Raw genomic sequence first — 26,664 nt, 5'->3', positions numbered from 1 at the left:
GTATTTGTAAGATTTTGCAAGTGAATTTTTTTTTAGATGGGGCATCTATTTGGCTATAGGTAATATGCTGATAGCGATGTCACGGTGAAAAATAGCGTTTGGCAACACAACTGCAATTTATCAGCATTATTTTTGCGGCTACTATATCGCCATGCTATTGATAACAAGCTAATGATAAAAAGCTAATATTGACCAACGTGAACCGCAATATAACATGAAAGGATAGACAATGACGCTGTTGTTACAGTTGCTAGCAGGTTTTGTGGTTTTTGCAACTTTTTGGGCAACCATCCCTAGGTTTGAATGGTGGTTTAGGGTTGCTGATTTTCCCAGAAATCAATTGATTTTTTTGGGGGTGGTGGCGCTTATTGGCTTACTCTGGCTGGGCGCTTTTGACAGTCGTTGGCAAATTGGATTAATTTTGTTGCTGCTTATTGCACTGGCTATGCAAGCGTACATGGTGTTGCCTTATACGTTTTTGTGGAAGAAACAAGTGCAAACGGCAAAGCCAAAATCACGCGATTATCAAGTGAAATTGTTGGTTGCCAACGTGTTGACGACCAATCCAAATAAACAAGCTTTAATTGACCTTATCCATACCCATCAACCCGATATTGTATTGACACTTGAAACTGACCAAGCGTGGCAAGACGCCTTAAGCCCCATTGACGCTGACTATCCATTTAGTGTCAAAGTGCCACTCGATAACTTATATGGTATGCATTTGTACTCAAAGCTTGAGCTTATCAATCCCCAAGTAAAATATCTGGTGGTTGATGATATCCCATCAATTCATACCCAAGTTCGCCTAGCCATGGGAAAGGTTGTTTGGCTATACTGCTTGCACCCCATGCCACCGAGTCCAACCGAAGCGGATAAATCGGTGACACGGGATGCTGAGCTATTAATGGTAGGCAAACATATCAACGCCAACGATTTGACGGTGATTGTTGCAGGTGATCTCAACGATGTGGCGTGGTCGCATACCACACGCATGTTCCAGCGTATCTCAGGACTACTAGACCCTCGCATTGGGCGAAAATTCATCAATACCTTTCACGCCAGTTACCCATTTTTGCGCTGGGCGCTTGACCATGTTTTTCACAGCAATCACTTCACGCTGGTATCGATGGCGCGTATGCCGAACATTGGCTCTGACCATTTTCCCGTGCTCACTACTTTACAATATGAACCTGAAGTCATGGATGAGCAGCCTGAACCTTTGCCAAGCATCGCCGATCACCAAGAGGCGAAAGAAACCATCAAAGAGGGCGTTAAAGAAGGCGAAAAGCTATCGGAAGCTCAGACTGATAGCGCTAATGATGCTAGCAAATTATTGACAGGCGCATGCGAAAGTTAGCAGCGGGCAAGCTAAAACTGCATGTAAGCATTTGCTTACAACAGATTCCGCCTTTTGCGGCTAGTAACCAACGGTGCAACAACCTACAATGAACTCATCAACACAAGGATGATACCAAGGAATGGTAGTGTTGAGACGCTCAGGATGAGTAATATCATGGAAAGCCAATAATAATAACATAGTTGACATGAAGTGCCCTAAAACCCAAGTCTATTGCCCTAAGACTTGGGTTTTATCTTTTTTGGTACTTATCAATCATAATCTAGCCTAATTTAGCATAGTCTAGCTACCTTGTTTTGGCTACTTAAATACAAATGCTGCAAGGCTTATGGCAGATTTATTTTCACGGACAGCAAATAATCGCTGTCAATAGTCCTAGTCACCAAATATTAGCCACCAAATAATAGCTACCAAATAATAGTCACCAAATAGTCGAAGTTTTTTAAAATAATCTTTGCTAAAATATCCGCACTTTTTAATCAAAGCTGACGGACAATGACGATGAACCAGTCTGAAATTCTTGAAGACTCACCTAAACAAGCCCCTAATAAATTTGCCCATCCAAATAATGATAGCCAATTTTTGATTGCCCCTTCGATTTTGTCGGCAGATTTTGCCCGTCTGGGCGAGGAGGTCGAGAAGGTTATTGCCGCAGGTGCGGATGTGGTGCATTTTGACGTGATGGACAATCATTATGTCCCAAATTTGACCTTTGGTAGCATGATTTGTCAGGCGCTGCGTGATTATGGGGTAACTGCGCCGATAGATGTGCATTTGATGGTGTCACCGGTTGATAGTATGATTGAGCAGTTCTTAAAAGCGGGCGCTAGCATCATTACCTTTCATCCAGAAGCCACGCAACATGTCGATCGCTCGTTACAACTCATCAAAGATGGCGGCGCTGACTGTGGACTGGTGCTGAATCCTGCCACGCCGCTACACTATCTAGACTATGTGATGGATAAAGTTGACCAGATTTTATTGATGAGTGTTAACCCAGGGTTTGGTGGGCAAGCATTTATTGATGGCACCCTCAAAAAAATAGAAGCGGTGCGCGAAATGATTAGGCTATCGGGTCGCAATATTCGTCTTGAAGTCGATGGCGGTATCAAAGCCAGTAATATTCGTGCGGTTGCCGAAGCAGGGGCTGATATGTTTGTCGCAGGTTCAGCGATATTTAATCAACCTCATTATCGCCAAGCGATTGATGCGATGCGTGCCGAACTGGCTTTGGTCGGTCGCTTGCCAGCGTAAATGCTACACAAGCAATGATACACAAGGAAATTGGTATGGACGTTCAATCCCCATCTTTAGTACCCAAAGGGCTGACAATTGGACTGGCAATATTTGCGGTGTTGCTAGGGTTGGCAGGTTTTGGGTTTAGGTTGATGTTTGGCGATAGTTTCTCATCAATGCTGCCCTCACTGGTGAGCACCATTGCGATTTTTTGGTTGGGTATCCCACTGGCTTTTGTTGTGGGCTCGAAGGTGTTAAATCGCTACTCAGGGCGTGCACCGATTCAAAATCGCAATGCATTAACCTTGGGTTTGTTATTTAGCTGTGTGGCGATGCTATGGATGATGGCGGCATATTCGTAACGGTTCGCTCGGTGAGTCGGTACCCATCAAGACATTGAGATTAACGCCACAAATTGATGCTAGACATTGACGCTACACATAACACCAATCCTCAGTAATTATTTAGGAATTTATTGAATGGCATTGCCACATTATACTAAGCAAGAATTATCGATTTATCCCAGCAATCTTCCAAAAGGCTTAATCAACACACTGATAGTTGCTTGCTTGCTGTTAGGGTTGGCGGCTTTACGCAGTAGTAAGGGAATGCAAGGCTGGCTCAATGTCATCGAAAATTGGGTGTTTATGCTATTGTGGATTCCGCTTGCCGTCACCCTTTGCGCATTACCTTTTAAGTTACGGGATGACAGCTTTGAGCTTAAATTGGCGTATTATCTCGGCATGTTTGTGGCATTTTTATTTGAAATTAATAAACTTCGCTATTGGCATACCATGTAAACATGACGATTTAGGGTAAGTAATAGCTAAAAGTTTTGCGCAATACTTTTTTTGACCGATGAATTTTTAGGCTTAGCCAACGCTAACATGCTTGAATTTTTAAACAGTTGCATTCATAGTAATGCTATATTTGCTTTTTATAGGCAGGCTGTTATTGATAGACAAGCTGTTAGGGCGTATAGATGAATATTTTGCTCAGTGTTTTGTTGACCGTATTGATAAGCTTTTTGGCGTATCGATGGATAAGGCTGGCTTGGTATAAACTACATGATATGGCAGGTATTGAGGTCGGTATGTCTCAATATTCTGTGCCGTCCACAGCATCGCCGGCAAAACCAGAAACCATGCGCTTGGCGTACCAATCAAACATGCCAATTCCCAATACCTTCGGTAGTGATAGCCGTTTTAACTTAATGCCACCTGCTAGCAAAAATGCAAGCAATAAAAAATGGTTCAAAGCAAAAAATCAACAACCGCGATTATCTTCACCTTCGATTTTGGGTATTGATGGCGCGTCAATTGAACGTATGCCAACAGCTGCTGTGATGCTGCTTGATACAATCCATGATAAACTCATTCGTTATCAGGCGTGGCAACGTGACCAAAGTCAGTCAGTCAACCAACCAGACCACCCGCAAACCCAATGGTTGACTGAAAATAAGTTTGTGGTCAACCGCTTGATTGAGCAGACGATTCCCGAAGCTGTACACCAGTATGACCAAATTGCCAAATATCATCCCAGTCAGCTCAATCAAAAAATTCAGGGGGAGATGACCGCAGGCGAGATGCTCATTGAGGTATTGGCTCGGGTCAATCTGCAATTAGATGAATTGCTCAATGAGATGTTTAATGAAGTCAGCCAGCAATTTGCGTCAACTTACCGCTATGTCAAAAATCGCACGTAGTTGATGGTAGATTAACATTGGTATATTAAAATGAAAAAAGCGTATCAATTTGATACGCTTTTTTTATAACTTTCTTTTTTGTGAGTTTTATAGCGGTTAGCTGCTTCTTTTTTCTTTATCGCGGCGTAAGTGATGACCCCCACGGCGCGCTTTCAGCGGTTTTTTCTCAAAGCGTTCTTGGCGGCGTTTGGCAATGCCATAAAGCCCTGTGCCTTGGCGCGGGCGAATGTTGACAAGTCCTGCTAAGGTGTCAATCTCACGGCGATCTAGCTCAAGATAGCGACCGGTACGAAGCTCCCTTGGGAGACTGACAGAGCCGTAACGGATACGTAGTAATCGGCTTACTTTTAAGCCTTGCGATTCAAATAAGCGGCGTACTTCACGATTGCGACCTTCTTTGAGTTTGACTTGGTACCATTTGTTGATACCTTCACCGCCTTTTTCAACGATGTCATCAAACTGTGCCATACCATCTTCTAGCATGACGCCACGTTTGAGATTTAAGATAATCTCCGGGGTGACTTCCCCCATCACACGCACCGCATACTCGCGCTCTATTTCATTTGATGGGTGCATCAGACGGTGAGCCAGTTCACCATCATTGGTAAATAGCAATAAACCCGTTGAGTTGATGTCTAACCGACCCACCATTACCCAGCGGTCATGGTTCAGTGGTGGCAGGCGCTCAAACACCGTGGGACGACCTTCTGGGTCATGGGCTGAGCAAATTTCGCCTTCTGGCTTGTAATACATCAATATACGGCGGCGTTTTTCGTTTTCTGCGGTATAGCGTAGCAAACGTCCATCGACTCGGATTTCATCACCCTGTCCGACACGGTCACCAATGGTAGCGACAGTCCCGTTAACACTGACGCGACCTTCGCGAATCACATCTTCCATTTGGCGGCGCGAACCTAAGCCTAGACGGGCGAGGGCTTTTTGCAGTTTTTCGTCTTTCATTCAATAATCCTTTAATAGGTAGCAACATTTCACAATGTTGTGCTAGCATGAAACTTCATGCTTGTGCCTATTGTAGGACAAGCGATGGTTGAATGCTAGTATAAAGTCATGTGGCTAAATTTTAACCAGTATTTTAACCAAAAAGTTAACATAAATAATGTCACATTGTAAAAATTATTTTAGGTTATAATCATCGACATAAGTAAATTAATACAACTATAAGGAATAATAACAATAAAAGGGCAAATAGCCAATTTCTCGCCGCAACAGGGTCAAGGTATCATCATGGGGGATGATGGCAAAAATTACCCATTTACTAGCCAATAATGGCAACAAGCCACGGCACCGATGGTAGGACAACAAGTAGAATTTAGTGTCGATGCAGAGGGTTATGCGGTGGCAGTTGTCGGGGCTTATTTCTTTGGCGTTGATGATTCCCAATATCGCAGTCGGTGTTCGCTGTTTGCATGATGTTAATAAATCAGGTTGGTGGATGCTGATTGTCTTTATCAGCCGTTGCCGTAAAACCACCGACTTTAGGCGGTGGATATAAGGCAACTTGTACACTATAACGCTTGCATAAATTTTGCTAAAATAATTTGCATGAAAACACTCAAGCTACGCATACGAGATAAACATACTGATAAACTCAACCGCCTAAGCGGTTTAGTGAATTTCGTATGGAACTATGTGAATGACTTGAGTTACAAGCATCTGCAAAAGACTGGTAAATTCTTTTCAGCTTACGATTTAAACGAATACACCAAAGGTAGTGGTGAACTGCTAGGCTTACACAGTCAGACCATCCAAGCCATCAATGAAACCCACGCCAAAGCTCGAAAGCAATTCAAAAAAGCCAAACTAAACTGGCGAACCAACAACCCAAATTCAAAACGTAAATCATTAGGCTGGCTACCGTTTAAACAATCTGCCATCAAACACATCGCCACACACCAAACAGGTAAAAAAGGCTTAAAATCCACCTTACAGCTTAGTTTAGCCAAAGGGCAAAAGCTAATCATCGACCTATGGGACAGCTACAACCTTAGCCTATACCAAATCAACACATGCGAATTGGTACAAGACAGCCGTAACCGTTGGTATGCCTGTATCACTATCAAAGACTACCCTAAAACACAATGCGGTACAGGTAGCATTGGCGTTGACTTAGGCTTAAAAGACAGTGCCACTACCTCAAGCGGTGACAAACTCACCATCAAGCAAACGCTCAAATATGCCAAAGATTTAGCCATTGCTCAACGAGCTAAAAACAAACAACGTATCAAGGCTATCCATGCCAAAATCAAAAATACACGCCAAGACCTCATCCATAAATTCACCACCCAATTAGTCAAGGACAATGCCCTAATCGTGGTCGGTGATATTCAGAGTAATCAATTTAACAGTAAAAAAGGCAAACTCGCCAAATCGGTTTACGATGCAGGCTGGTTTGAACTCAAACGACAACTGACCTACAAATGCGAGAACGCAGGTTGCCGTTTTGAAATCGTGAATGAGAGATACACGACCCAGCGATGTTCGTGTTGCGGTGAAATCACCGCCAATAGTCCGAAAGGTAGAAAATCGCTTGGAATAAGAGAATGGATATGTGCTTCGTGTGGCACATGGCATGATAGAGATATCAATGCCAGTAAGAACATTCTTGCGGTCGGGCTTGACCGTCTTGTAGAAGGAATCCCCTTGCTTTAGCAAGGGGAGGAAGTCAAATCTCAAGCTGTTGCACATCAGGCAGCTTTGGTAAATCTTGCAAGCTTTTAAGCCCAAAGGCGGCTAAAAACGCTGGGGTAGTATGCAGTAGTGCAGGACGTCCCAGCGTATCGCGAAATCCTTGCTCAATAATCCAGCCTTTATCAAATAGTTGCCGTAAAATATTGCTCGATACAGTCACGCCACGAATTTGTTCAATATCGCCACGCGTCACCGGTTGTTTATAAGCAATCACACTTAACGTCTCTAATAACGCTTGGCTTAAGGTTTCTTGACGCTGGGGAAAAACTTGCTGAATAAGCGGGCTAAAGTCATTGGCGATTTGTAATCGGTAGCCGCTCGCGGTATCCGCTAAGGTTAACGCGCCTTGTGATAGACGCTGCTGCAAGACCGTGAGCGCCATGCTCAGTTGGTTTGGATTAATCGATAGCCAGTGACATAGCTGTTTGGCAGTAATCGGGGTTTCTGAGGCATGTAAAATCGCTTCGATAGATTTGCTATGCTGCTGGGCAAGCTGATGTTGTTGGTTAAAATCGGTCATGACGATGCCCATATCAAGGTTAGTTCGCTTACATCGGAAGATTCGTCATTTTGTTGTGCGACAAACTTTAGCATCCGTTGTTTTGCTAATTCTAAAATGGCGACAAAACTCACCACCACACCCAGTTTGCCTTGTGATTTATCTAATATGTCGTGGAAAGTGCCTTGACCACGACTTGTCAACATACGGCTAATACTTGCCATACGCTCTGCTAATGGCACGATATCGGCTTTGACATGGTGCATTTGGTAATCGGGTTTTAGCTGCATTTTGATTAAACTGTCGGCAAGCATGGTGGCAGGATAGGGTGCAATCTCTTTGGCTAGTATATCAGGGCTTGGCAAACTGGCGTATGCCAAAAATACATCGCGCTCAAGCCGCATTAATGCATCGATACGCTGACTGGCGTGTTTGATTTGGGCGTATTGTTCAAGTCTGTCAATCAGCTGCTTGGTGGGGTTTTTTTCATCTTTTGGCCGTTGCGGGCTTGGTAGTAACAATTCGCTTTTAATAGCAATCAAGGTACTTGCCATCAGCAAATAATCACCTGCCAACTCAAAATGATTGTCATCCAATTCCTCAATATAAGTCAGGTACTGCTCGGTAATCGGCAAAATCGCTGTGGTGGTGATATCAAAGTTATTTTTTTTGACTAAGTACAGCAAAAAATCCAGCGGGCCTTCAAACTGCTCCAGCCAAATGGCAAAGGCTTCAGGCGGAATATAGAGGTCTTCGGGCAGACTTTGAACAGGCGTCTCAAAAATTCGAATGGCTAAATTGGTCATTTGTGATGTTGTTTTTTTAGGTTTTGAATATGCTGATGGCGAGTTTTAAGCGTATTATCAAGACGATTTTTAGCCAATAATTGGCAGATTCGCTGAACTTGTATGTCGCTGAGTTTTTGTTGGTCAAATGACAAAATATAATCTGTGAAGTTTCCCAAGCGGCAAATATTGGCTGGAAAATTACTTTTTAATTCACATTCACCTGTAAATACAATAACTGAATGAAAAACGTCATTCGGTAACTCTAATAAATTCTCTAATGTTTTGATATGTTTATAATTTTGTCGTAACGGATTTTGGAAAAGATGTTTTTTGCCATAAATGTTTTGCGTCCATTTGGCATCTTTGACTTTACCATAAATCCACCCTTTATAGTTTTTAGTTTCAACTACGAAAATACCAAAACGCGACACATAAATATGGTCAATTTGCGTAGAACCTTCATCAGTTGCTAAAGTGACGTTTTGCAAATCATGGTAGCTATCATGTGGCAGCTTGCGATTAGCAGCTTTTTCAACCATTTTTTCGCCAAACCAACCTTTAAAAGTAGGCGATTTTAAAAAACTAATGATAAGGAAAAGAGGAATTAACCACCAAATTTGTTTTAATAATTCCCATAGCATTTTGTTTTTAATCCTTTGATTGTTTAACTGCTAAAAACAATCCTGCCCCAATTGATAGGGTAGAGCACAGATAGTTGTTGTCCTGTTCAAAGGCTGACAAAAACGCTGCTACTTCATCGGCATGAGAAATCACATTATCGACAATCAGCATATCGCCAAAGGTCAGTAACCGCTTAAAGTCAGCCACATAGTCGCCATAAAACCTACGCTCTGCATCCAAGAAAATCACATCAAAATGGGCGGTCGACTGACGTAAAAAATCCTTCGCATCGACTTGTTGTAGCGTGATATTGTGGTCAAACTGCAAGGTACGCAGGTGATTGCGAGCAGTTAGTAATCGCCATTCATCGATATCAATTGAGGTCAATGTGGCACTATCCGCGGTATTGGCTCGATTGATTTGGGCTAACGCATAGCCTAGCCATAGCGTAGAATAGCCCGTTGATGTACCAATTTCTAACATATTTTTAGCCCGCTTGCTGATAACCAGACTGGCAAGAAACTCGGCTGAATCAGGCTCAAGGTGGCGATGTCGGTTGAGACGGTTGGGCTGCGCATCGTCAAAGGCTTTATCGATTTGATAAAGCCTATCGGTATAGGCTTTAAAGTGTGCAAATGACATGAGTGACTCGTTATTTTTTGAGTTTGGCAAGGGGTTTGATACCAATGGCTTTTCGTACTTTTTCAAGGCGTTTGCGCGCATCACGGCGGGCTTTTTCTGCGCCCATTTGTAGGATTTCTTCCAATTCTTTTGGATTCGCCATCAATTCATTGTAACGAGCACGGAAAGGGGCAATTTCGCTGTTAATTTTTTCAAACAACACTTCTTTGGCATCCCCCCAACCGATACCTTGCTCAAAACGTTGACGCAGTAGTTGTTGTTCTTCTGTGCTAGCGAATGCACGATAAATCTCAAAAATCGTGGATTCATCGGGGTTTTTGGGTTCTTCTGGTAACTGTGAATTAGTAACAATACGCATGATGGCTTTTCGCAGCGCTTTTTCACCGTCTACTTGCGACTGATTTGATGAAGGGTTGCCAAATAACGGAATGGTATTGCCATAGCTTTTTGACATTTTACGACCATCAAGCCCCGTCAGTAGCGGCGTGTCATCATCTACCATGGCTTCGGGCAATACAAAAATCGGTTTTTCCGGGTCACAATAGCGAAAATTAAAAGTACCTGCGATATCACGTGCCATCTCGATATGCTGGATTTGGTCTTTCCCCACAGGCACATGGGTGGCATTGAACATCAAAATATCCGCGGCCATTAGCACAGGATAACTAAATAACCCCATCGAAATGCCAAAATCAGGGTCAGTGTCTGGCGTTTCACGGTTAGCATCTACGGCGGCTTTGTAGGCGTGCGCACGGTTCATCAAACCTTTAGCACAGTTACAGTTGAGTACCCAAGTTAGCTCTGGAATTTCGATAATATCCGACTGGCGGTAAAACACCACGCGCTCAGGGTCGAGACCACAGGCAAGCCACGTCGCGGCAATTGCCTTGGTCGATGCATGAATCGCCTCAGGGTCATGGCATTTGATGAGTGCATGCAAATCCGCCAAGAAAAAATAAGCGTCGCTTTCTCCGGTACTGGCGCCTTGTATCGCCGATTGTATGGCTGGGCGAATGGCACCGACGTAGTTGCCAAGATGGGGAATACCACTGGTGGTAATACCGGTTAAAATGCGGCGCGGCGCGGCTGTTTTATCATTCATGTTCAAAATTCCAAACAAAAGCAAAAAAAATACAAAATAGGCAAAAAAATTGTCCGCTAGTATAGCGGTTTTTGACTACAAATTCATGCCAAAAATTGGCTGAGCCCCATGAGCCAAATTAGCGGTAATAGCGGATACCCGTAGGCTGAGTTTTATAGCGCCGATGAAACCACATGTATTGGGTTGGGTCGATACGGATATAATTTTCTAATAGCTGATTGATGCGTTTGGCATCCGCTAATTCATCTTCGGTTGGGTAGTTGTCAATGATAGGCGAGAAGATAATGTGATAATGCGGTTTGCGACCCTTTGGCATCTCATCCGGGGTTTCCCGATAGAAATGCAATATCATCACGGCAGGCGGATTGGCTTTATTGCCCAGTTTTGCCATACGACGTGGTGCAGTCAAAGTGGCAGCGGGTACCCCAAAAAAGTCTGCCATCACGCCTTGTTTTAGCCCAAAATCTTGGTCGGGGGTGATCCATACCACATGATTATCTTTAAGATTTTTGGCAAAATGGCGCATATCGCGATGACTGATTTGGTCGCTATAAACCTTTGAGCGAGCATTGAAAATAAACCAATCAAGCAGTGCATTGTTTTGCGGTCGATACACCACATCCAGCGGGGTGAACATCGTGGTCAGTCGTCCACCCAAATCGAGCAAAGTTGAATGGATGCCAAGTAAAATCACCGCTTTACCTTGCGATTGGGCGTTTTTGACATGGTGCAGCCCTGATACGGTGACACAGCGGGTAAATACATCAGGTCGATACCACGCACACAGACTCTCAAACACACCCACACCGGCATTGATAAAAATCTTCTCTGCCATTTCTAAACGCTGATCTTCGCTGAGCTCTGGAAACGCCAATGACAGATTGGTCAAAGTATCGGCTCGGCGGCTTTTAATTAGTCCAAATAACAATTTTCCCAAAAAATGACCGATTTTAAATTGATAGCGCAACGGCAAATAAATCAATGGCAAAATCAGCGCGACCCCAAGCCAAATCCCCCAATATTGCGGCAACAAAAACTGCCACTGAAAAGGCTTACGCGCTGTACGGTTATCTGATTGCAGTTTTTGCAACTCGCTCACCTTTGGCATGCCTTCAAGTGTTACAGTTGACTGATGTAGCAGATTGGCATCGGCATTACTGGCAGTATCAACCGGAGGCATTTTGGCTGTTGGGTCAAACATTTGGGGCTTATGATTTTGGGTTGGTTTCATAGGGTATGTTTCATTAAAAAAAGCATAAAAAAATATAAGAAAAGACATAAAAAATGCAAAAATAAATGCCGTGGCAGTGACTCGGTCGATTAAGTTTGTAAAGCTGGTCAAAAAATATAAGCTAAAATGTACAGGCATTTAAGCCGATTGGGTCATTATACCAAACAACGACGCAGGCTAAAGCCAGTAAATTTAGTATATATTGGGTAACAGTGATACATTGAATGACGCATGACCACCAATCCATGTTACAATTTGCAAAATATTACAAAAAACTAGCAATGATTATTTAACGTAATTACATGTTGATTTAGTTCCATTTAACACAATTGCTTTTTAACATACTTGCGTTTATCTCTATCCTAGGATGATCTTCATATAAAAAGGAGTTGACATGCAGACAAATTCCGCAATGACAAGTAACTCCCCCATGCTATCAAAGATAGTATGGTTACTTGTTGCAGTTATTGGCGCAGTGGCATTAGGGACAATCGCCCTGCACCGCGGCGAAAGTATCAATGCGGTGTGGCTCGTCGCCGCTGCCGTGTGTTCGTATAGCATTGCTTATCGCTACTATAGCTTATTTATCGCCAAAAAAGTCTTTGAACTCAATCCCCGCCGCGTGACACCCGCTCATCGCCTAAAAGATGGCTTAGATTATGTACCTACCAATAAATACGTCTTATTTGGTCACCACTTTGCTGCGATTGCTGGGGCAGGTCCTTTAGTCGGTCCTATCTTAGCGGCACAAATGGGTTATTTGCCAGGTACGCTATGGCTCATCATTGGTGTGGTATTTGCAGGTGCGGTACAAGATTTTACTGTACTATTTATCTCGACCCGCCGTGATGGCAAGTCACTGGGTGAAATGGCAAAAGACGAGCTGGGTACTTTTACGGGTATTACGGTGATGCTCGGTGCACTCGGCGTGATGGTCATTATTCTTGCCGTACTGGCACTGGTGGTCGTTAAGGCGCTAGCGCACAGTCCTTGGGGACTATTTACCATCGCGGCAACGATTCCTATCGCGCTACTGATGGGCATCTACATGCGTTATTTACGCCCAGGTAAAATCATGGAAGTGTCTATCATCGGCTTTGTGTTGATGATGGCGGCGATTGTATTTGGTGGCGATATTGCCAAAGACCCTGCGATGGCTGAATTGTTTACCTTGACAGGTACCCAGCTGACTTGGGCATTGATGATTTATGGTGTGGTAGCATCGGTATTGCCTGTGTGGTTGCTGCTTGCGCCGCGTGATTATTTATCAACTTTTTTAAAAATAGGGGTGATTGTAGGTTTGGCACTGGCGATTGTCTTTACCATGCCAGAGTTAAAAATGCCTGCGGTTACCAAATTCATCGATGGTACGGGCCCCGTATTTAAAGGCGGGTTATTTCCGTTCTTGTTTATTACCATTGCTTGTGGTGCTATCTCTGGTTTTCACGCGTTGGTATCGAGTGGTACGACCCCAAAACTTGTGGATAATGAAGTGGATACTCGCGCCATTGGTTACGGTGGTATGCTCATGGAGTCGATGGTTGGTATCATGGCAATGATCTGTGCCACCATTCTTGACCCTGGTATGTACTTTGCGATTAATGCCCCAGCAGCGCTTTTAGGTACAACCCCAGAGACAGCGGCAGCCGCTATCCAAAAATTGGGGTTTGTAATTACCCCCGATGCGCTTACGACACTAGCGCAGCAAGTGGGTGAGAGCTCAATTATCTCACGGACAGGCGGTGCACCGACCTTTGCAATTGGGATGGCGCATATCTTATCGTCTATCTTTGGTAGTACCGCAATGATGGGGTTTTGGTATCACTTTGCGATTTTATTTGAAGCCTTGTTTATTTTGACTGCAGTCGATGCAGGGACGCGTGCTTGTCGTTTTATGGTACAAGACACCATTGGCATCGTGGTGCCATCGGTACGTGGCTCAACCAATCTAGGCGTGCATTTGCTTGCGACTTTGATTGCAGTAGCCGCTTGGGGCTTCTTTGTCTACCAAGGCGTGATTGATCCGCTTGGGGGCATTAACTCATTGTGGCCACTGTTTGGCATCGGTAACCAAATCTTGGCAGCGATGGCATTGACACTAGGTACCGCAGTTTTATTTAAAATGAAAAAACAAAAATATGCTTGGGTCACTGTGGCGCCCACGGTTTTCTTATTGATTACCTGTCTGACAGCGGGTTGGCAAAAAATCTTCCATGAAAATCCAGCGATTGGTTTCTTGGCGCAAGCGCACAAATACAGCGCCGCGATTGCCAAAGGTGAAGTGTTAAAACCTGCCAAAACCTTGGATGAGATGCAAACCATCGTATTCTCAAACTATGTGGATGCCGTGCTTTGTGGCTTCTTTATGATTGTGATGATTGTCATGATTTTCGGTACGATTCGCGCATTAACAAAAGCCTTGGCAAGTGATAAACCTACTGTGGTTGAAGGTGAGGCGATTTATGAAGATCCAAAACCCTTGAATATTTCTGCACCGCATTAGTGAAAAATTACCAGCAATTGCACAATATTGTATTGTGCAATTGCTTTGATTTCACCAAAACCATGCTGGGCAGATAGAAGGAGCGTCACATGAGTAATAATGCGTTAATCGCTAACTTGATTAAAATGACCTTAAAGGCGCAAAAGGAGGTAATTTTTAGCCCAAAAAATATGACCCGCCTAATCACGCTGGTCAAACGGATGCAACAAAGCTTTCGTTTGATGGTCGGTGTCCCTGATTATGCGACCTACGTCAGCCATATGCAGGAGCAGCATCCTGATCTAGAGCCGATGGATGAAAAGACCTTTTTTCGCTACTGCGTCGATGCGCGCTACCCGAGTAATGGCGGTGGCATGAAGCGATGCCCTTGTTAATCAAAAAACATTAAAAAAACAGTCTAAAATTAGGCTGTTTTTTATCAAAATTGAATTGTTAATTTTTGTAAATATGGCCAATGATTGTCGGCAAAAATGACCCAAGATTTATACACAATCGCCCGTTGGCAGGTCTGGTGGCAGTGTGTGTAGGCTCTCATATCATGCACCCTTAAGGCGGTTTATTGTTTCATTTTTCATGATTGCAAGTTGGCAGTCGCCCATGGATTTGGACATTGCGTTCAGATACTGCTTTGCGATAGTTAAGGCTTCGCCATCATGTAAAATTTGCATATTTTAATTTTCGGGTTGGACTAAATTTAGATAAAGCTGATAATTTTCTGCATCAAAACAGACAAAGATAATGTCTTCAAATTCATGATTTTCGTTTTGCTTGACGAAATCTTTTACGGTGTTTACCGCAATTTGTGCGGCTTGTTGTTTTGGAAAACGATACACACCCGTTGAAATATTGGGAAAAGCAATGGTTTTAACGCCGTTTTGCTCAGCAAGTTTCAGCGATTCGGTGTAACAGCTTGCTAGTAGCGCTGACTCATTTGACTGTCCGCCATGCCAAACAGGTCCGACGGTGTGAATCACATATTTGGCGGGCAAATTCCCTGCAGGGGTAATCACGGCTTTGCCAGTAGGACAACCGCCTTGCTCATCATGAATCACTCGACAAGCCGCAAGTAGTGACGTACCTGCTTTACGGTGAATAGCGCCATCAACCCCACCACCACCGAGCAATGAATTGTTGGCAGCGTTGACAATCGCATCAACAGCTAGGGTCGTAATATCTTGTTGTACGACACGGATTTGCATGCTTGTACCCCTTATGATTTTTAACATTTTAAATGTTCGTTTCTATTGATGGTTTGTTTGGGTTATTTTTTGGTTTGCGAGTAGGATTCATCAGCCAATTTTTCAAACCGCTCTTTTTCTTTATGGAGTTCATTTTTCGCGGTGGTCATATCGCTATCAAATAAGCTTTCGAGTTCTTGAATCGCCGATTGTGCTGAGGCAATCATCTCTGCTTCATCTTCATAGATGGCGCGCTGCCGTTCAATCAATGCGTCATCATAATCGCGGAACATTTGCACGGTTTTTCGCGCGGTTTTTGGCTCCATGCCCAATACTTCCAAGGTTTCGCGTGACATATCTAGCGAAGATAGGTAGGTTTCTCGCCAAATATACTTAACCCCCGCATCGCGCAAACGATAATAATGCTCACGGTTTTTGGCACGTGCCAAGATGGTCAGATGCGGATAATTGCGTACGGCATAATCGGCCACCGTTGCAGACAGCTCGATATCACCAATGGCAATAATAAAAACTTTGGCTCGTTGAAGCCCTGCTGCGCGTAGGATTTCTGGATTTTTGGGATTGCCATAGTATACTTGGTTACCAAATTTGCGGACGAAATCGACTTGGTTGGCAGATTTTTCAATCGCGGTAAATTCAATATTGTGCATGCGTAGCACACGACCGATGATTTGCCCGACACGTCCAAATCCTGCAATCACCACTGCGTGCTCATGGTTGGGTATTTTGTCGTATTCTTTACTGGGCTTAGCTTTGGCAAATATCGGATTACCAATTTTTTCCAGTAATAAAAATGCCAGTGGTGTCATTGCCATTGAAACAGTTACCACAAGGTTTAAGATATTTTGTTGTTCACGGGTTAACAGATGCTGGGCGGTCGCCACGCTAAACAGTACAAACGCAAATTCCCCGCCTTGCGCTAGCGTCACCCCAAGACGGATACTACTTTCGTTTTTGTTGCCCATGAGCCGTGCAATGATTGTCAGCACCACAAACTTAATGAGCATCAGCAATACTGCCAAGCCAATGATGAGGAAGGGCTTGGCGACAATTAATTTGACGTTGGTGAGCATACCGACTGACATAAAAAACAGCCCAAGCAGCAAACCTTTAAATGGCTCAATACTCGCCTCTAACTCGTGGCGGTATTCGGAGTCAGCCAGTAGCACCCCGGTTAAAAATGCCCCAAGTGCCATTGACAAGCCTATATAATTCATCAATAGCGACACACCCAGTACGATAAACAACGCCGTGGCGGTGAGCAGCTCGGTGGCGTTACTAGAGGCCACGAATTTAAAGAAAGGACGTACCACAAACCGACTGACAAATATCATGCCAGCAAAAATACTGATGACTTTGGCAAAATAAATCCAATCGTAATTTTGCTCTTGCGCGCCCGACAAAAATGGCAATGCGGCAAGTAAAGGAATAACCGCGATATCTTGAAACAATAAAATAGTAAAGGCTTGCTGACCATGCGTGGTGGCAAGCTGCTTTTTTTCACCCAATAACTGCAACACAAACGCCGTTGATGACAGCGCCAAGCCAAAACCGATGACAAAGCTATTTGATAGCCGAATATCTAAAAAATACCACGATAGCAGCATCAGCACCACGCCCGTGACAATCACCTGCAGCCCGCCTAACACAAAAATCTGTTGCCTAAGCGCCCAAAGCCGAGAGGGCTGTAGCTCCAAGCCAATAATAAATAATAGCAGCACGACCCCAAATTCAGAAAAATGCAGCAAGTCATCGGGGTTACCCGCAACTTTTAAAAAACTCGGACCCAGCAATAAGCCTGTAAACAAATAACCCAATACCGTGGCGATACCAAAACGCTTTGCAAGCGGTATCAAAATCACTGCCGCACCCAAAAAGATAGTTGCGTCAAGCATCATAGAACTATCAGCACTGGCAGCAAGCACAAACATACAAAACCTCAATATTTTTAATTTTTGACAAAAATTTTCCAAATCCCGTTATCGGCAATCGCATTTTTATAGGCGTCATTGCGTTTTTTACGGGGAGTCTGCCGACTGTCCACCACTTTAAAGTCTGCTAATGTTTGAATGACCAAACCTGTGCGATAAAAACGAATCCGTTCAGGCTCTAGCAATTCACCTTTGGGATTGCGACAAAACACATAAGCGCGTAAATCAATAAATTCACGATGCGCCACCAGCCGCACGTCTTCGCTTTTCGCTAAGGCATTTTCCATCGCTATTAAGTGGGCATCCTCATACGGACCGCATTTTTCAACCAGTGCACCCACCGAGCCAAAATTTTTGGACTCTTTGGCTTTGGTACGGGTCAAATGTAGTTTTTGCACATGATAAATAAACTGCGGTATCTCAAGGCTTGCGGGTAATGGCAGATAATCAGGCGGCAATCCTGCCGAAGGATAAAACGCTTTGGCGCGATCAATCAAAGCTTGCCAGGTTTGCTCATAGCTTTGCACCTCTGCCAAATTGCCTGCATAAATAGGCAAATCTTGAATTTGGGTCAGATAGGGCGGCGGAAAAAAATTATCCCGAAACTGGGTAATATCAGCTTGCAAGGTGGAGAGCAATAACTTGACCTGTTTTTTATGCGCCTTTTCATCGACCAGCAATGCTGAGGGATTGCCATTATCTGAGTGGTCTGAGACATCAGATTGGGTGAGATGCAAGTTGGGTGCCACAAAAGGTGCAGAACGGTGTGTCATACGCGTTTACCTCCAGTAAGCTATTGATTTTTATATAGATTTAATAGAAACCTAAATAGATATTAAATACAGATGTTTAATTGTTTGGCAAACGTTTAGCAAGCGTTTAGCAAATAAGGCTTGCCACAGCATGGTGCTGATTCATCCTAACATATTTAGCCTAAGTAATGCGCACAATTAAGTAATTAATCGTAAGAAAAATTAAATCGCCAAAGCCATTCAAACTAAAAATCCAAAATTACAAAAACCCAAAAACAAAACCAATGACGCTCAGCGGCAACATCGACTTTTTGCACTTCGGGTCAAAAAGTCGGTTAGTGCGCGTGCGCATGGACAGGGGTTGCGCTAGTAATATCACAATTAAACTGCGCGGAGTGCGCATGCAAATCACTCTCAAATTGAATGGTACTGTGCCCAATGCCTAAATGCTGTAACTCATGCTGTAAGTCTGATAATAGCGCATCAGTTTGCTGTAGGGTAAGCGAGCTTGGGACAATGATATGACAAGATAAGCTATGTAAGCCGCTGGTAATCGTCCAGATATGTAAATCATGAACCGATAACACGTTTGGGTGGGCAGAGAGGGTGTTGATAATAACGCTTTGGTCAATATCATTGGGCGCGCCTTCCATCAAGATATGGGCGGCGTTTTTGACGACAGCATAGCCACCACGAACAATCAGTAGCGCCACCAAAACACTCACCGCCGCATCTGCCCACACCCAGCCAAACAGCATAATCACGATAGCGGCAATTATCGCAGCCACCGAGCCGAGCAAGTCACTTAATACATGTAAATAAGCGCTTTTCATATTGAGATTATCGGTATCACCACCGTGCATCAGTTTGGCGACCACCAAATTGACGATAAGCCCAATAGTACTGATAACTAGCATACCCGTGGTAGCGATTTGTGGCGGCTGCTGAAAACGCAGCACCGCTTCATAGATAATACCTGCACTGATAATCAGTAGCGTCAGACCATTGATGAGTGCAATCAAAATCTCAAAACGGCGATAGCCAAAAGTTTTATGGGAAGTAGCAGATTTTTTACCGATGATAAACGCAAACAAAGTCATGGCAAGTGACACCGCATCACTAAACATATGACCTGCATCTGATAACAACGCCAAACTGCCAGTAATATAACCGCCGATGACTTCAACAATCATATAGCTTGCAATGATGGCAAACGCTATCGTGACGATACGCTGATTATCCGTATGACTGTGACTATGACTACTGTGGCTGTGACTGTGGTCAGCGTCCTCATGGCGGTGATTGTTGCCATGATTATGCTCATTAGGGTGCTCATCAGTAGGCTGCTTTGAATCTTGAAGCGGTTTTGGGGTCATTGTTATTTACTTACCCTAATTAATGGTAAAAATTAGCTAAATTGTAGCCCAATCAGCGACTTGAAAAAAGCCCATTTAAACATCAGCGTGAAATAAGCGCTTTAGCACAAGCAATTGTTTTGCAAGTCAGGTTAAGACCAACTCATCGGATCAATGTCAATCGATAGTCTGGCATACTTTGCCGATGGCAATGCAATCGTCTGTCGCCACCAGTCCGACAATAGCTGCTGGCGAACGTGGCGTGTTTTGGTCAAAATTAATAAATGCGAGTGATAGCGACTGTTTTTCTTTGCCATCGGCGCATCTACCGGGCCATTAACCGCAATACCCAAGGCTGTCATGTGCTGGCGTGATGGCAATAGCGCAATCGCTTGATGCAAAATTTGCTGATTGTTTTCTAACGATTTGCTTTCCACCCGTACCAAACAAGCGTAAGTCAATGGCGGCAATCCCAACATGCGCCGCTCAGCCAATAATTGCTGGGCAAAACTCAGATATCCTTCACGTACCAAAGTCAGTAACGCAGGATTTTCAGGTTGTAGGGTTTGTATCAATACCAGACCTGCTTTATCGGCACGACCTGCACGACCTGCCACTTGGATAATCAGCTGGGCAGTATGCTCAGGCGAGCGAAAATCTGAGGATAAAAAACCGCGGTCAGCATTGGGGATTGCCACCAACGTCACATTGGGGAAATGATGCCCTTTAGCCACCATTTGCGTGCCCACCAAAATGGCTTTGGGATTGTCAGCAATACGCTGATACACTTGCTCCCAACTGTTTTTTTTACGCGTGGTATCACGGTCAATCTGAATCACAGGCGCATCGGGGAAAAGCTCAGTTAACCCTTCAACCATCCGCGCAGTACCCATGCCTACGGGGTCAAGATTGCTACTACCGCAGCTAGGGCAATGTGTCGGGATGGCTTGCTGCCAATCGCAGTGGTGGCATTTTAGCATTGCCACTGGCTGAAAATGCACTGTCAAATGCGCATCACAGCGCGGGCAGTCTGCTTGCCAGCCACAAGCATCACACAATAAGATGGGCGCGTAGCCACGACGGTTTAAAAATACCAATACTTGCTCATCTTTATCCAACGTTTGCCGAATGGCTTGAATTAAGCTTTGCGCCAAACCGTTTTGCCATGCCTGTTGGCGCGCATCAATCAACTGCATGATGGCAGGTTTGGCGTCACCTGCACGCTGGGTCAAAGTAAGCTCGGTGAGTTTACCTTGTTGGACCAAATACAGGCTTTCAAGCGATGGCGTCGCGGTGCCCAAAATCACCGGACAATTAAGCTGAAAACCACGATAGAGCGCCACGTCACTGGCGTGATAGCGCAGTGAGTCTTGCTGTTTGTAAGATTGGTCATGCGATTCATCGACAATAATCAGCCCTAAATTGGCAAATGGGTATAACACTGACGAACGCGTACCGATAATAATTTGCGCATAGCCCAGTCGGCATTGTTGCCAGCCATCAAGCCGCACGGTGTCATTAAGTCCTGAATGTAGCATCAATACTTGGGCTTCAAATCGTTCGGCAAATCGTTGTCTGGTCTGTGGGGTCAGCCCAATTTCTGGCACTAAGATAAGCACTTGTTTGCCTTGCGCCAGTACCGTTTGCATCACTTGCAAATACACTTCGGTCTTGCCACTTCCGGTAATCCCATTGAGTAAAAAACCTTCATAGTGTGGCTGCTGGCAGGCGTGGGTGATTTTTTGCACCGCTTGTTGTTGCTGCAAATTTAAGGTGAGCGGCGTGGTGGCAAGCTTAGCAAGCTTGGGTAAAGATGGCATTTGATAAACAGGCGCAATCAGACCTTTTTGCTCAAATTTTTTTAAATAAGCGGGTTCAACGCCATTGTCTATCAGCGCAAACTCAGTTACAAGCTTTGTGTCATTGCTATGCGAATTACTATGCGAATTGCCATGCGAGTTGATGACCAATTCACATAAAGCAAATTGTTGGCGTTGTTTTTTGGCACTGGCGGAAAAATCCTCGTCAGTGGCATCGCGTAATTGTCGCCAACATAATTGTCGGTAGTCGAGCGTCATTCCTTGGCGAATCAAAGTCGGCAGCATGACAGAAAACACATCACCAAGCGGATAGCAGTAATAAGCAGACAGCCAATAAGCGAGTTTTAGCAATGCCTCATCGACAATCGGCAGCTCATCAAGTATGTCCAATACAGGTTTAATCGCATTTTGCGTAAGCTGACTGTGCTCGATATGCGCCACCACAATGCCGACCAATTTGCGCGCACCAAACGGTACTCGGACGCGGCAGCCAATCGCGGGCAACGCATCGCCCACAACGCGATAATCGAACACCGAATCAATGGGCACAGGTAAGGCAACTTGTATCAGCAAAACACACCTTTAAAAATTGTTGTAGGGTTGAATTATAGCCCAATTCTATACGTTAAACTGTGGTCAGATGGGCAAAAATTTGACATAAAAAAAGGCAAGTCTTGTAACTCACCTTCCATTTGAGCGGGTTAACAGTCATCTAAAACCAAAATCAATCTAAAACCAAAATCGCTTCAATTTCGACCACCGCACCTTTTGGCAAGGCAGCCACTTGCACCGCGGCACGGGCAGGGTAAGGCGCAGTTAGGCGCGCCGCAAAAATCTCATTTAAGGCAGTAAAATCTGCCAAATCAGTGAGCGAAACATTAAATTTCACCACATTGGCTAACGAACCACCTGCGGCTTGGCAGATAGCATCGATGTTTGACATGACTTGGTTGGCCTGATTAACAAAGCCATCGGCTAGGGTCATGGTGTTTGGGTCGAGTCCGATTTGACCTGAAATATAGACAGTCTTATCAACTTTCACAGCTTGTGAATAAGTGCCTACCGCAGCAGGGGCATTGTCAGTATGAATGATGTCACGGCTCATATTATTTCCTATTACAGTATGATGGGTTTATAAAATATCTTTATTTTTTGGCGCAGACGTGTTTTGGCTCTGAGAAAGTAGCACTTCGTCATTCCATTGATACAGTCTTACGATATTGGGGTAGCCCAAGAAGGTGCGTAGGCGCTGAATTAAGCTTGCAATTTGGTCACGGCTTTGCACCACCACAAACAGCAAGGTATAGCCATTACGCTGTTCGATATATTCAAAACCCGCCTGAGTATCACGCACAATAAAGATTAAATCACTGATTTGCTCATCGGTCAGGTTTTGATTAATTTTTAGCGCGGCATCAAAATAAATACGCTTGGATATCTCATCCTCACTGTTAGATACCCGCCAATGTAGGGGAATCACTTGGTATTCATTGACACGGCGAATTTCATCAATTGAAAAACATTTGTGTCGATGCACCACCAAGCCATTTTTCGAAATATGCCCGACAATCGGGTCGCCATACACAGGATGACAACAGCTTGAAAAATTCATCTCCATATTGGCGGCATCCGCAATCAAGCTTTGCGGTTGGTTAGCGGCATGGGCGCTGGCTTGGTTTTTGGCAAGCTGCTCTTGGGTTAATAGGCGCGAAACGGCAATCTGCGGTAGCAATTTACCTGTGGTAAACTCCGTAAAGAACGCACTTTTATCCTGTAAGCCACGCCAATCAAGTAGCAGTTGCCATTGTTCATCGCTCACATCAGCGAGTGAAAGATTTTGCGTTTTAAGCGCGCGCTCAAAGGCGGTTTTACCTTCGTGCTCTTTTTGCTCAGGATTTAAGCCTTTTAACCATTCAAACAACGCACGCCGCGCTTTATTGGTTGCCACAAAACCCAGCCACTCCGCTTTTGGAATCGCATTGGGGTCAGTATGAATTTTGACCCTATTGCCGGTTTTCAAAATCGTACCCAGTTTGGCTTCTACACCATTGATTTCAGCGCCCGTTGCACGGTTACCGATATGGGTACTGATAGTATAGGCAAAGTCCAGCGCTGTGGAGCCGCGCGGCAACTCATAGGCATCACCGTTTGGGGTATAGCAAATAATTTTACGTTCGTGAAGATAATCAATCAGTTTATCAACCACCGTCACCGCATCAGATGGCTGCTCTTCGATATCGCTTTCATTATCGGCAATCAAGTTTTGCAGATTGCGTAGAGAGGCCTGAATCACTGACTGGCTAAGCGGCGATGCGGCTTCACCCATCAAAATCCCTAAACGGGTGGTTTTGAGCATGGTTTTAGTCAGAATGACCACTTTGATGGTGTCATGGTCGTTTTTATAGGTAATGGTAAACGATTGGTTGCCCCCCGCACGCGGATGGCGGATATTATCTTCGATACACTCAGGCGCAATTTGGTATTTATTGATAAAATACTTGGCGATTTGGTCGCAGTCTTCCACTTTATCCATAACTAGCATAAATTCATAATGCCACAGCAAATCGGTGATTTCGCCGCGGTTTTTAAAAAACTGGCGAAACAAAGTCACGCGATTATCGACATCTTTGACATAACCTTTAACGCCCAGTCGGCTCAAAACAATATTTAAATAATTATGAATAGCTTCTTGTTGAAAGGTGCGCCCCAAACCATGCTGCATAAGTTTATCGGATAACTTGTTATACATAGGCGCATTTAGGCTGCGATAACATAAAATCTCGATATAGTCGGCTAAATCATTCAGCCCAAGCGTACGAGCAAACGGCACATAAAAATCCAACGTTTCTTGTGCGGTTGCCTGTTGTTTTTTCTCAGGCACCGCTTCGATGGTGGTCATATTGTGTAAGCGGTCAGCCAATTTGACAATCAACACGCGCGGGTCTTCTAGCGTTGCGGTAATAATGCGGTAAAAAGTCGCGGCTTTATTGATGTGTTTTTCATTGGAGGATTTTAATTTGGTGACACCATTGACGATTTGCGCAACTGCCTTGCCAAACTCTCGGGTCAAATCTTCTTCAGTGGTAGGCGTATCTTCCACGGTATCATGCAAAATCGCCGCCACAATGGTATCGACATCCATGCGAAAACTACCCAAAATCTCCGCCACTGCGATAGGGTGGGTGATATAAGGCTCGCCAGATTTGCGTTTATCTTTGATATGGGCTTGGTCGCCAAAGGCACAGGCTTTGAGAACAATTTGCTGTTCGTCATCATCCAAATAATCCAATACACGCATTAGGTCAAACTGTGCAATATCCACATCAGGATGGCTTAATTTTGGTAAAGTTGATATATTCAAAAATGTGCCCTCAACGTACGATCGATAGGTTTAACCTGCTAAAAAATTCATATTGTCCTGGTCAGCAGTTAACTCTATCATAAAAAACGGTTGGATAAAAATAGCTGGTATCAAACCAGCTAAAGTTAGCAAAAACGTATTATAAAGATATCTTAATTATTCGCAAAATTACTGCGAATTGTCAAGCTAAGTTACATATAATTCCACGTTTCATTCCACGTTTAATTCAACTAAAAAGTCACCTAAAAAAGGTGACTTTTTATAAAATAATAGTCGCTAACTAGTAACAGTGGCTTAAGCTACCATTAGAATCCATGACCACTTGAAATGCTCAAATCAACATGGTGAAATTTGTTAGGCAATTCGCGCTCAGGTTGATTTAAAATCTCTTTAGTCACAAGGCCCTCAGCGATTTCGCGCAGGGCAAGTACGGTTGGTTTATCATTTTCACGCTCAACCATAGGTTCTGATACACCGCGTGCGATTTGGCGCGCACGTTTACTGGCAATAAGAATCAAATCAAAACGGTTGTGGATATTTTCTAGACAATCTTCTACAGTGACACGTGCCATGACTATGGTTATCCTATTCAAAACTAAAAAAGTAATTGATTATTTTAACAAAATTAAACCCATATTGCCAGTGACAATGCACTAATCCAAGATTTTTAACCCTGCTTTGTTCTCACGTTTTGGACGTTGTGCGTCGGTGGACTCTGCTGGTTGACTGGCATTGATTTCAGATTGCGGGGCATTATCGTATTCCGTTGGGTCAAAGAACATGCCTTGTGAATTTTCTCTGGCATAAATCCCCATCACCGCTTGCATCGGTACCCATAATTCTTGCGAAACGCCGCCAAATCGCGCATGAAAATTAATAAAATCATTATTAATGACCAAATTACCTGTGGCACGACTAGCGATATTAAGTACGATACGACCATCTTGCACATATTCGACAGGCACCGTGACATTGGGCTGTGTCGTATCGACCATGATATGTGGGGTTAGGTTATTGTCTTCAAGCCATTCAAAAATAGCGCGTACCATATAAGGGCGAGTCGGGGTGAGTTGAAAGTCGTTTTCCATGATGATTCTCTTATTTTAATGATTACTATTTTAAACTAGTTTTAAAGGTTGGGCGATTAAACATCCGCTCCATATATTGATACAACGGACGGCATAGGTGCAGCGGCAATTCAATACCCATGGGTTTTAAGCGATATAAAATCGATGACAAAATGCAATCACATACACCCATGGTATCTGAAAGAAAAAAAGCTTTATGGGCAAACAGCGGCGCTATGGTAACCAGAGATTCAGTCAGTTGCTTTCTTGCAATCTTTGCTTGGTTGACATCTAATGTATCCTTATCGGTCAATAGCGTATCTGCCAATTTAATCCAATCTTTCTCAATGCGCCACCATAATTGACGGTATTGTGCCTTTTCAATCGGATTTTCAGGTAGCAGTTTGTTCTGATGATAGCGCTCTTCAAGGTATTCAAAAATAATGCGATTGTTATATAAAATCAATTCACGATGAATAAATACCGGCAGCGTGTTGTAAGGATTGATATCAGGTAAATCTTCGGCAAAATCCTCATCATCACGAATGTTCGTCTCGCTAAATTCTATTTTTTTCTCAAGTAAAACCAGTCTTAATTGGTGACTTAGATAGCCATCATCGGCATAAATCAACGGGGTATTCGAAGTAGGGGTCAACATAGTTAAAAATAATAAGCTGTATCAGCGTAAAGGATAAGCCTAGCTTAAAATGACTGAATTAGCAATAACTGTGAAAGTTATCATACCAATCAAGCAATAAATGCGCATAAAAAAAGGTAGCCTAA

At 43.9% G+C, this 26,664-nt stretch carries 26 protein-coding genes and 1 pseudogene; 10 read left to right on the top strand and 17 right to left on the bottom strand.

All coding sequences use genetic code 11. The features are described from left to right. Nucleotides 1-229: 229 nt before the first annotated feature. The 5 genes from ACAM37_RS07030 to ACAM37_RS07010 all read left to right on the top strand — a co-directional run bounded on the left by ACAM37_RS07030 (nt 230) and on the right by ACAM37_RS07010 (nt 4,301). A complete protein-coding gene (locus ACAM37_RS07030) occupies nt 230-1,360 on the top strand; it encodes an endonuclease/exonuclease/phosphatase family protein (RefSeq protein WP_369625848.1) in 1,131 nt (376 codons plus the stop codon). 501 nt (nt 1,361-1,861) lie between these two features. Further along, nucleotides 1,862-2,614 (top strand): ribulose-phosphate 3-epimerase, encoded by a 753-nt coding sequence (gene rpe / locus ACAM37_RS07025; RefSeq protein WP_369625847.1) that lies wholly within the window; start codon nt 1,862-1,864, stop codon nt 2,612-2,614. 35 nt (nt 2,615-2,649) lie between these two features. Beyond that, nucleotides 2,650-2,958, top strand: coding sequence for a hypothetical protein (locus ACAM37_RS07020; protein ID WP_227523097.1), 309 nt, complete (start codon nt 2,650-2,652; stop codon nt 2,956-2,958). A gap of 117 nt (nt 2,959-3,075) precedes the next feature. Continuing rightward, nucleotides 3,076-3,396, top strand: coding sequence for a hypothetical protein (locus ACAM37_RS07015; RefSeq protein ID WP_007115494.1), 321 nt, complete (start codon nt 3,076-3,078; stop codon nt 3,394-3,396). 182 nt (nt 3,397-3,578) lie between these two features. Next, a complete protein-coding gene (locus tag ACAM37_RS07010) occupies nt 3,579-4,301 on the top strand; it encodes a hypothetical protein (RefSeq protein ID WP_369625846.1) in 723 nt (240 codons plus the stop codon). Between the two features lie 96 nt (nt 4,302-4,397). Here the strand turns inward: ACAM37_RS07010 and rluB are convergent, their stop codons facing one another. Continuing rightward, a complete protein-coding gene (rluB, locus tag ACAM37_RS07005) occupies nt 4,398-5,261 on the bottom strand; it encodes a 23S rRNA pseudouridine(2605) synthase RluB (RefSeq protein WP_036591148.1) in 864 nt (287 codons plus the stop codon). A gap of 391 nt (nt 5,262-5,652) precedes the next feature. On the opposite strand from rluB, the gene ACAM37_RS07000 reads away from it, so the two are divergent. Together ACAM37_RS07000 and ACAM37_RS06995 are read left to right on the top strand one after the other, a co-directional pair. Continuing rightward, entirely contained in the window at nt 5,653-5,814 is a 162-nt protein-coding gene (locus tag ACAM37_RS07000) for a DUF805 domain-containing protein (RefSeq protein WP_369625845.1), read from the top strand. 50 nt (nt 5,815-5,864) lie between these two features. Then, nucleotides 5,865-6,971, top strand: coding sequence for an RNA-guided endonuclease InsQ/TnpB family protein (locus ACAM37_RS06995; protein WP_369625844.1), 1,107 nt, complete (start codon nt 5,865-5,867; stop codon nt 6,969-6,971). A 13-nt stretch (nt 6,972-6,984) separates the two neighbouring features. Here the strand turns inward: ACAM37_RS06995 and scpB are convergent, their stop codons facing one another. The 6 genes from scpB to ACAM37_RS06965 all read right to left on the bottom strand — a co-directional run bounded on the left by scpB (nt 6,985) and on the right by ACAM37_RS06965 (nt 11,770). Further along, entirely contained in the window at nt 6,985-7,530 is a 546-nt protein-coding gene (scpB, locus tag ACAM37_RS06990; RefSeq protein WP_062334329.1) for an SMC-Scp complex subunit ScpB, read from the bottom strand. Then, entirely contained in the window at nt 7,527-8,315 is a 789-nt protein-coding gene (locus tag ACAM37_RS06985) for a segregation and condensation protein A (protein ID WP_369625843.1), read from the bottom strand. Before ACAM37_RS06985 ends, scpB begins: the two co-directional genes overlap by 4 nt. Beyond that, the gene (locus ACAM37_RS06980; RefSeq protein WP_076774466.1) at nt 8,312-8,938 is read right to left on the bottom strand and encodes a nuclease-related domain-containing protein; all 627 of its coding nucleotides are present in this window, start codon (nt 8,936-8,938) and stop codon (nt 8,312-8,314) included. Before ACAM37_RS06980 ends, ACAM37_RS06985 begins: the two co-directional genes overlap by 4 nt. 7 nt (nt 8,939-8,945) lie before the next feature. Further along, entirely contained in the window at nt 8,946-9,560 is a 615-nt protein-coding gene (locus ACAM37_RS06975) for an O-methyltransferase (protein ID WP_369625842.1), read from the bottom strand. Nucleotides 9,561-9,570: 10 nt separating this feature from the next. After that, nucleotides 9,571-10,662, bottom strand: coding sequence for a tryptophan--tRNA ligase (gene trpS, locus ACAM37_RS06970; protein WP_369625841.1), 1,092 nt, complete (start codon nt 10,660-10,662; stop codon nt 9,571-9,573). 118 nt (nt 10,663-10,780) lie between these two features. Then, on the bottom strand, nt 10,781-11,770 hold the full coding sequence (locus tag ACAM37_RS06965) for an LpxL/LpxP family acyltransferase (protein ID WP_282841620.1): 990 nt from the start codon (nt 11,768-11,770) through the stop codon (nt 10,781-10,783). Between the two features lie 535 nt (nt 11,771-12,305). Here ACAM37_RS06965 and ACAM37_RS06960 point away from each other — a divergent pair. From ACAM37_RS06960 to ACAM37_RS06950, 3 genes and pseudogenes are all read left to right on the top strand, one after another. Continuing rightward, nucleotides 12,306-14,396: a carbon starvation CstA family protein gene (locus ACAM37_RS06960; RefSeq protein WP_472826342.1), complete on the top strand. Its 2,091-nt coding sequence runs from the start codon at nt 12,306-12,308 to the stop codon at nt 14,394-14,396. An 89-nt stretch (nt 14,397-14,485) separates the two neighbouring features. Next, nucleotides 14,486-14,770 carry a YbdD/YjiX family protein gene (locus tag ACAM37_RS06955; protein ID WP_007115971.1) on the top strand — a complete coding sequence of 95 codons (285 nt, stop codon included), beginning with the start codon at nt 14,486-14,488 and terminating at the stop codon, nt 14,768-14,770. Nucleotides 14,771-14,856: 86 nt separating this feature from the next. Beyond that, a pseudogene (locus ACAM37_RS06950) lies at nt 14,857-14,943 on the top strand (hypothetical protein); the annotation flags it as partial. Nucleotides 14,944-15,067: 124 nt separating this feature from the next. On the opposite strand, the gene ACAM37_RS06945 reads toward ACAM37_RS06950, so the two are convergent. The 10 genes from ACAM37_RS06945 to ACAM37_RS06900 all read right to left on the bottom strand — a co-directional run bounded on the left by ACAM37_RS06945 (nt 15,068) and on the right by ACAM37_RS06900 (nt 26,539). Further along, nucleotides 15,068-15,595 (bottom strand): O-acetyl-ADP-ribose deacetylase, encoded by a 528-nt coding sequence (locus tag ACAM37_RS06945; protein ID WP_095355714.1) that lies wholly within the window; start codon nt 15,593-15,595, stop codon nt 15,068-15,070. Between the two features lie 62 nt (nt 15,596-15,657). Continuing rightward, nucleotides 15,658-17,526, bottom strand: coding sequence for a monovalent cation:proton antiporter-2 (CPA2) family protein (locus tag ACAM37_RS06940; RefSeq protein WP_369625840.1), 1,869 nt, complete (start codon nt 17,524-17,526; stop codon nt 15,658-15,660). Between the two features lie 17 nt (nt 17,527-17,543). Beyond that, entirely contained in the window at nt 17,544-18,299 is a 756-nt protein-coding gene (locus ACAM37_RS06935) for a hypothetical protein (RefSeq protein WP_369625839.1), read from the bottom strand. Between the two features lie 314 nt (nt 18,300-18,613). After that, nucleotides 18,614-19,654 (bottom strand): cation diffusion facilitator family transporter, encoded by a 1,041-nt coding sequence (locus ACAM37_RS06930; protein ID WP_369625838.1) that lies wholly within the window; start codon nt 19,652-19,654, stop codon nt 18,614-18,616. A gap of 131 nt (nt 19,655-19,785) precedes the next feature. Then, complete coding sequence (locus ACAM37_RS06925; protein WP_369625837.1) at nt 19,786-22,026, bottom strand: primosomal protein N'; 2,241 nt, start codon at nt 22,024-22,026, stop codon at nt 19,786-19,788. Nucleotides 22,027-22,177: 151 nt separating this feature from the next. Next, a complete protein-coding gene (locus ACAM37_RS06920; protein ID WP_099833696.1) occupies nt 22,178-22,558 on the bottom strand; it encodes a Rid family detoxifying hydrolase in 381 nt (126 codons plus the stop codon). Between the two features lie 27 nt (nt 22,559-22,585). Beyond that, entirely contained in the window at nt 22,586-24,751 is a 2,166-nt protein-coding gene (locus tag ACAM37_RS06915) for an HD domain-containing protein (RefSeq protein WP_369626846.1), read from the bottom strand. 368 nt (nt 24,752-25,119) lie between these two features. After that, nucleotides 25,120-25,386, bottom strand: coding sequence for a DNA-directed RNA polymerase subunit omega (gene rpoZ / locus ACAM37_RS06910; protein ID WP_007116517.1), 267 nt, complete (start codon nt 25,384-25,386; stop codon nt 25,120-25,122). A gap of 81 nt (nt 25,387-25,467) precedes the next feature. Beyond that, a complete protein-coding gene (locus ACAM37_RS06905; RefSeq protein ID WP_007116516.1) occupies nt 25,468-25,902 on the bottom strand; it encodes a ClpXP protease specificity-enhancing factor in 435 nt (144 codons plus the stop codon). A gap of 25 nt (nt 25,903-25,927) precedes the next feature. Continuing rightward, a complete protein-coding gene (locus ACAM37_RS06900) occupies nt 25,928-26,539 on the bottom strand; it encodes a glutathione S-transferase N-terminal domain-containing protein (RefSeq protein WP_007116515.1) in 612 nt (203 codons plus the stop codon). Nucleotides 26,540-26,664: the final 125 nt, after the last annotated feature.

The sequence above is a fragment of the Moraxella sp. K23 genome (genome assembly GCF_041154765.1).
GTDB classification, from domain to species: Bacteria; Pseudomonadota; Gammaproteobacteria; order Pseudomonadales; family Moraxellaceae; genus Faucicola; species Faucicola tetraodonis.
This window is presented reverse-complemented; position numbering and strand designations above follow the sequence as displayed.

Coding starts and splice junctions, on each gene's coding strand:
- ACAM37_RS07030 (WP_369625848.1), top strand. CDS start 230: ATGACGCTGTTGTTACAGTTGCTAGCAGGTTTTGTGGTTTTTGCAACT.
- rpe (WP_369625847.1), top strand. CDS start 1,862: ATGAACCAGTCTGAAATTCTTGAAGACTCACCTAAACAAGCCCCTAAT.
- ACAM37_RS07020 (WP_227523097.1), top strand. CDS start 2,650: ATGGACGTTCAATCCCCATCTTTAGTACCCAAAGGGCTGACAATTGGA.
- ACAM37_RS07015 (WP_007115494.1), top strand. CDS start 3,076: ATGGCATTGCCACATTATACTAAGCAAGAATTATCGATTTATCCCAGC.
- ACAM37_RS07010 (WP_369625846.1), top strand. CDS start 3,579: ATGAATATTTTGCTCAGTGTTTTGTTGACCGTATTGATAAGCTTTTTG.
- rluB (WP_036591148.1), bottom strand. CDS start 5,261: ATGAAAGACGAAAAACTGCAAAAAGCCCTCGCCCGTCTAGGCTTAGGT.
- ACAM37_RS07000 (WP_369625845.1), top strand. CDS start 5,653: ATGCGGTGGCAGTTGTCGGGGCTTATTTCTTTGGCGTTGATGATTCCC.
- ACAM37_RS06995 (WP_369625844.1), top strand. CDS start 5,865: ATGAAAACACTCAAGCTACGCATACGAGATAAACATACTGATAAACTC.
- scpB (WP_062334329.1), bottom strand. CDS start 7,530: ATGACCGATTTTAACCAACAACATCAGCTTGCCCAGCAGCATAGCAAA.
- ACAM37_RS06985 (WP_369625843.1), bottom strand. CDS start 8,315: ATGACCAATTTAGCCATTCGAATTTTTGAGACGCCTGTTCAAAGTCTG.
- ACAM37_RS06980 (WP_076774466.1), bottom strand. CDS start 8,938: ATGCTATGGGAATTATTAAAACAAATTTGGTGGTTAATTCCTCTTTTC.
- ACAM37_RS06975 (WP_369625842.1), bottom strand. CDS start 9,560: ATGTCATTTGCACACTTTAAAGCCTATACCGATAGGCTTTATCAAATC.
- trpS (WP_369625841.1), bottom strand. CDS start 10,662: ATGAATGATAAAACAGCCGCGCCGCGCCGCATTTTAACCGGTATTACC.
- ACAM37_RS06965 (WP_282841620.1), bottom strand. CDS start 11,770: ATGCCAAAGGTGAGCGAGTTGCAAAAACTGCAATCAGATAACCGTACA.
- ACAM37_RS06960 (WP_472826342.1), top strand. CDS start 12,306: ATGACAAGTAACTCCCCCATGCTATCAAAGATAGTATGGTTACTTGTT.
- ACAM37_RS06955 (WP_007115971.1), top strand. CDS start 14,486: ATGAGTAATAATGCGTTAATCGCTAACTTGATTAAAATGACCTTAAAG.
- ACAM37_RS06945 (WP_095355714.1), bottom strand. CDS start 15,595: ATGCAAATCCGTGTCGTACAACAAGATATTACGACCCTAGCTGTTGAT.
- ACAM37_RS06940 (WP_369625840.1), bottom strand. CDS start 17,526: ATGTTTGTGCTTGCTGCCAGTGCTGATAGTTCTATGATGCTTGACGCA.
- ACAM37_RS06935 (WP_369625839.1), bottom strand. CDS start 18,299: ATGACACACCGTTCTGCACCTTTTGTGGCACCCAACTTGCATCTCACC.
- ACAM37_RS06930 (WP_369625838.1), bottom strand. CDS start 19,654: ATGACCCCAAAACCGCTTCAAGATTCAAAGCAGCCTACTGATGAGCAC.
- ACAM37_RS06920 (WP_099833696.1), bottom strand. CDS start 22,558: ATGAGCCGTGACATCATTCATACTGACAATGCCCCTGCTGCGGTAGGC.
- ACAM37_RS06915 (WP_369626846.1), bottom strand. CDS start 24,751: ATGCGTGTATTGGATTATTTGGATGATGACGAACAGCAAATTGTTCTC.
- rpoZ (WP_007116517.1), bottom strand. CDS start 25,386: ATGGCACGTGTCACTGTAGAAGATTGTCTAGAAAATATCCACAACCGT.
- ACAM37_RS06905 (WP_007116516.1), bottom strand. CDS start 25,902: ATGGAAAACGACTTTCAACTCACCCCGACTCGCCCTTATATGGTACGC.
- ACAM37_RS06900 (WP_007116515.1), bottom strand. CDS start 26,539: ATGTTGACCCCTACTTCGAATACCCCGTTGATTTATGCCGATGATGGC.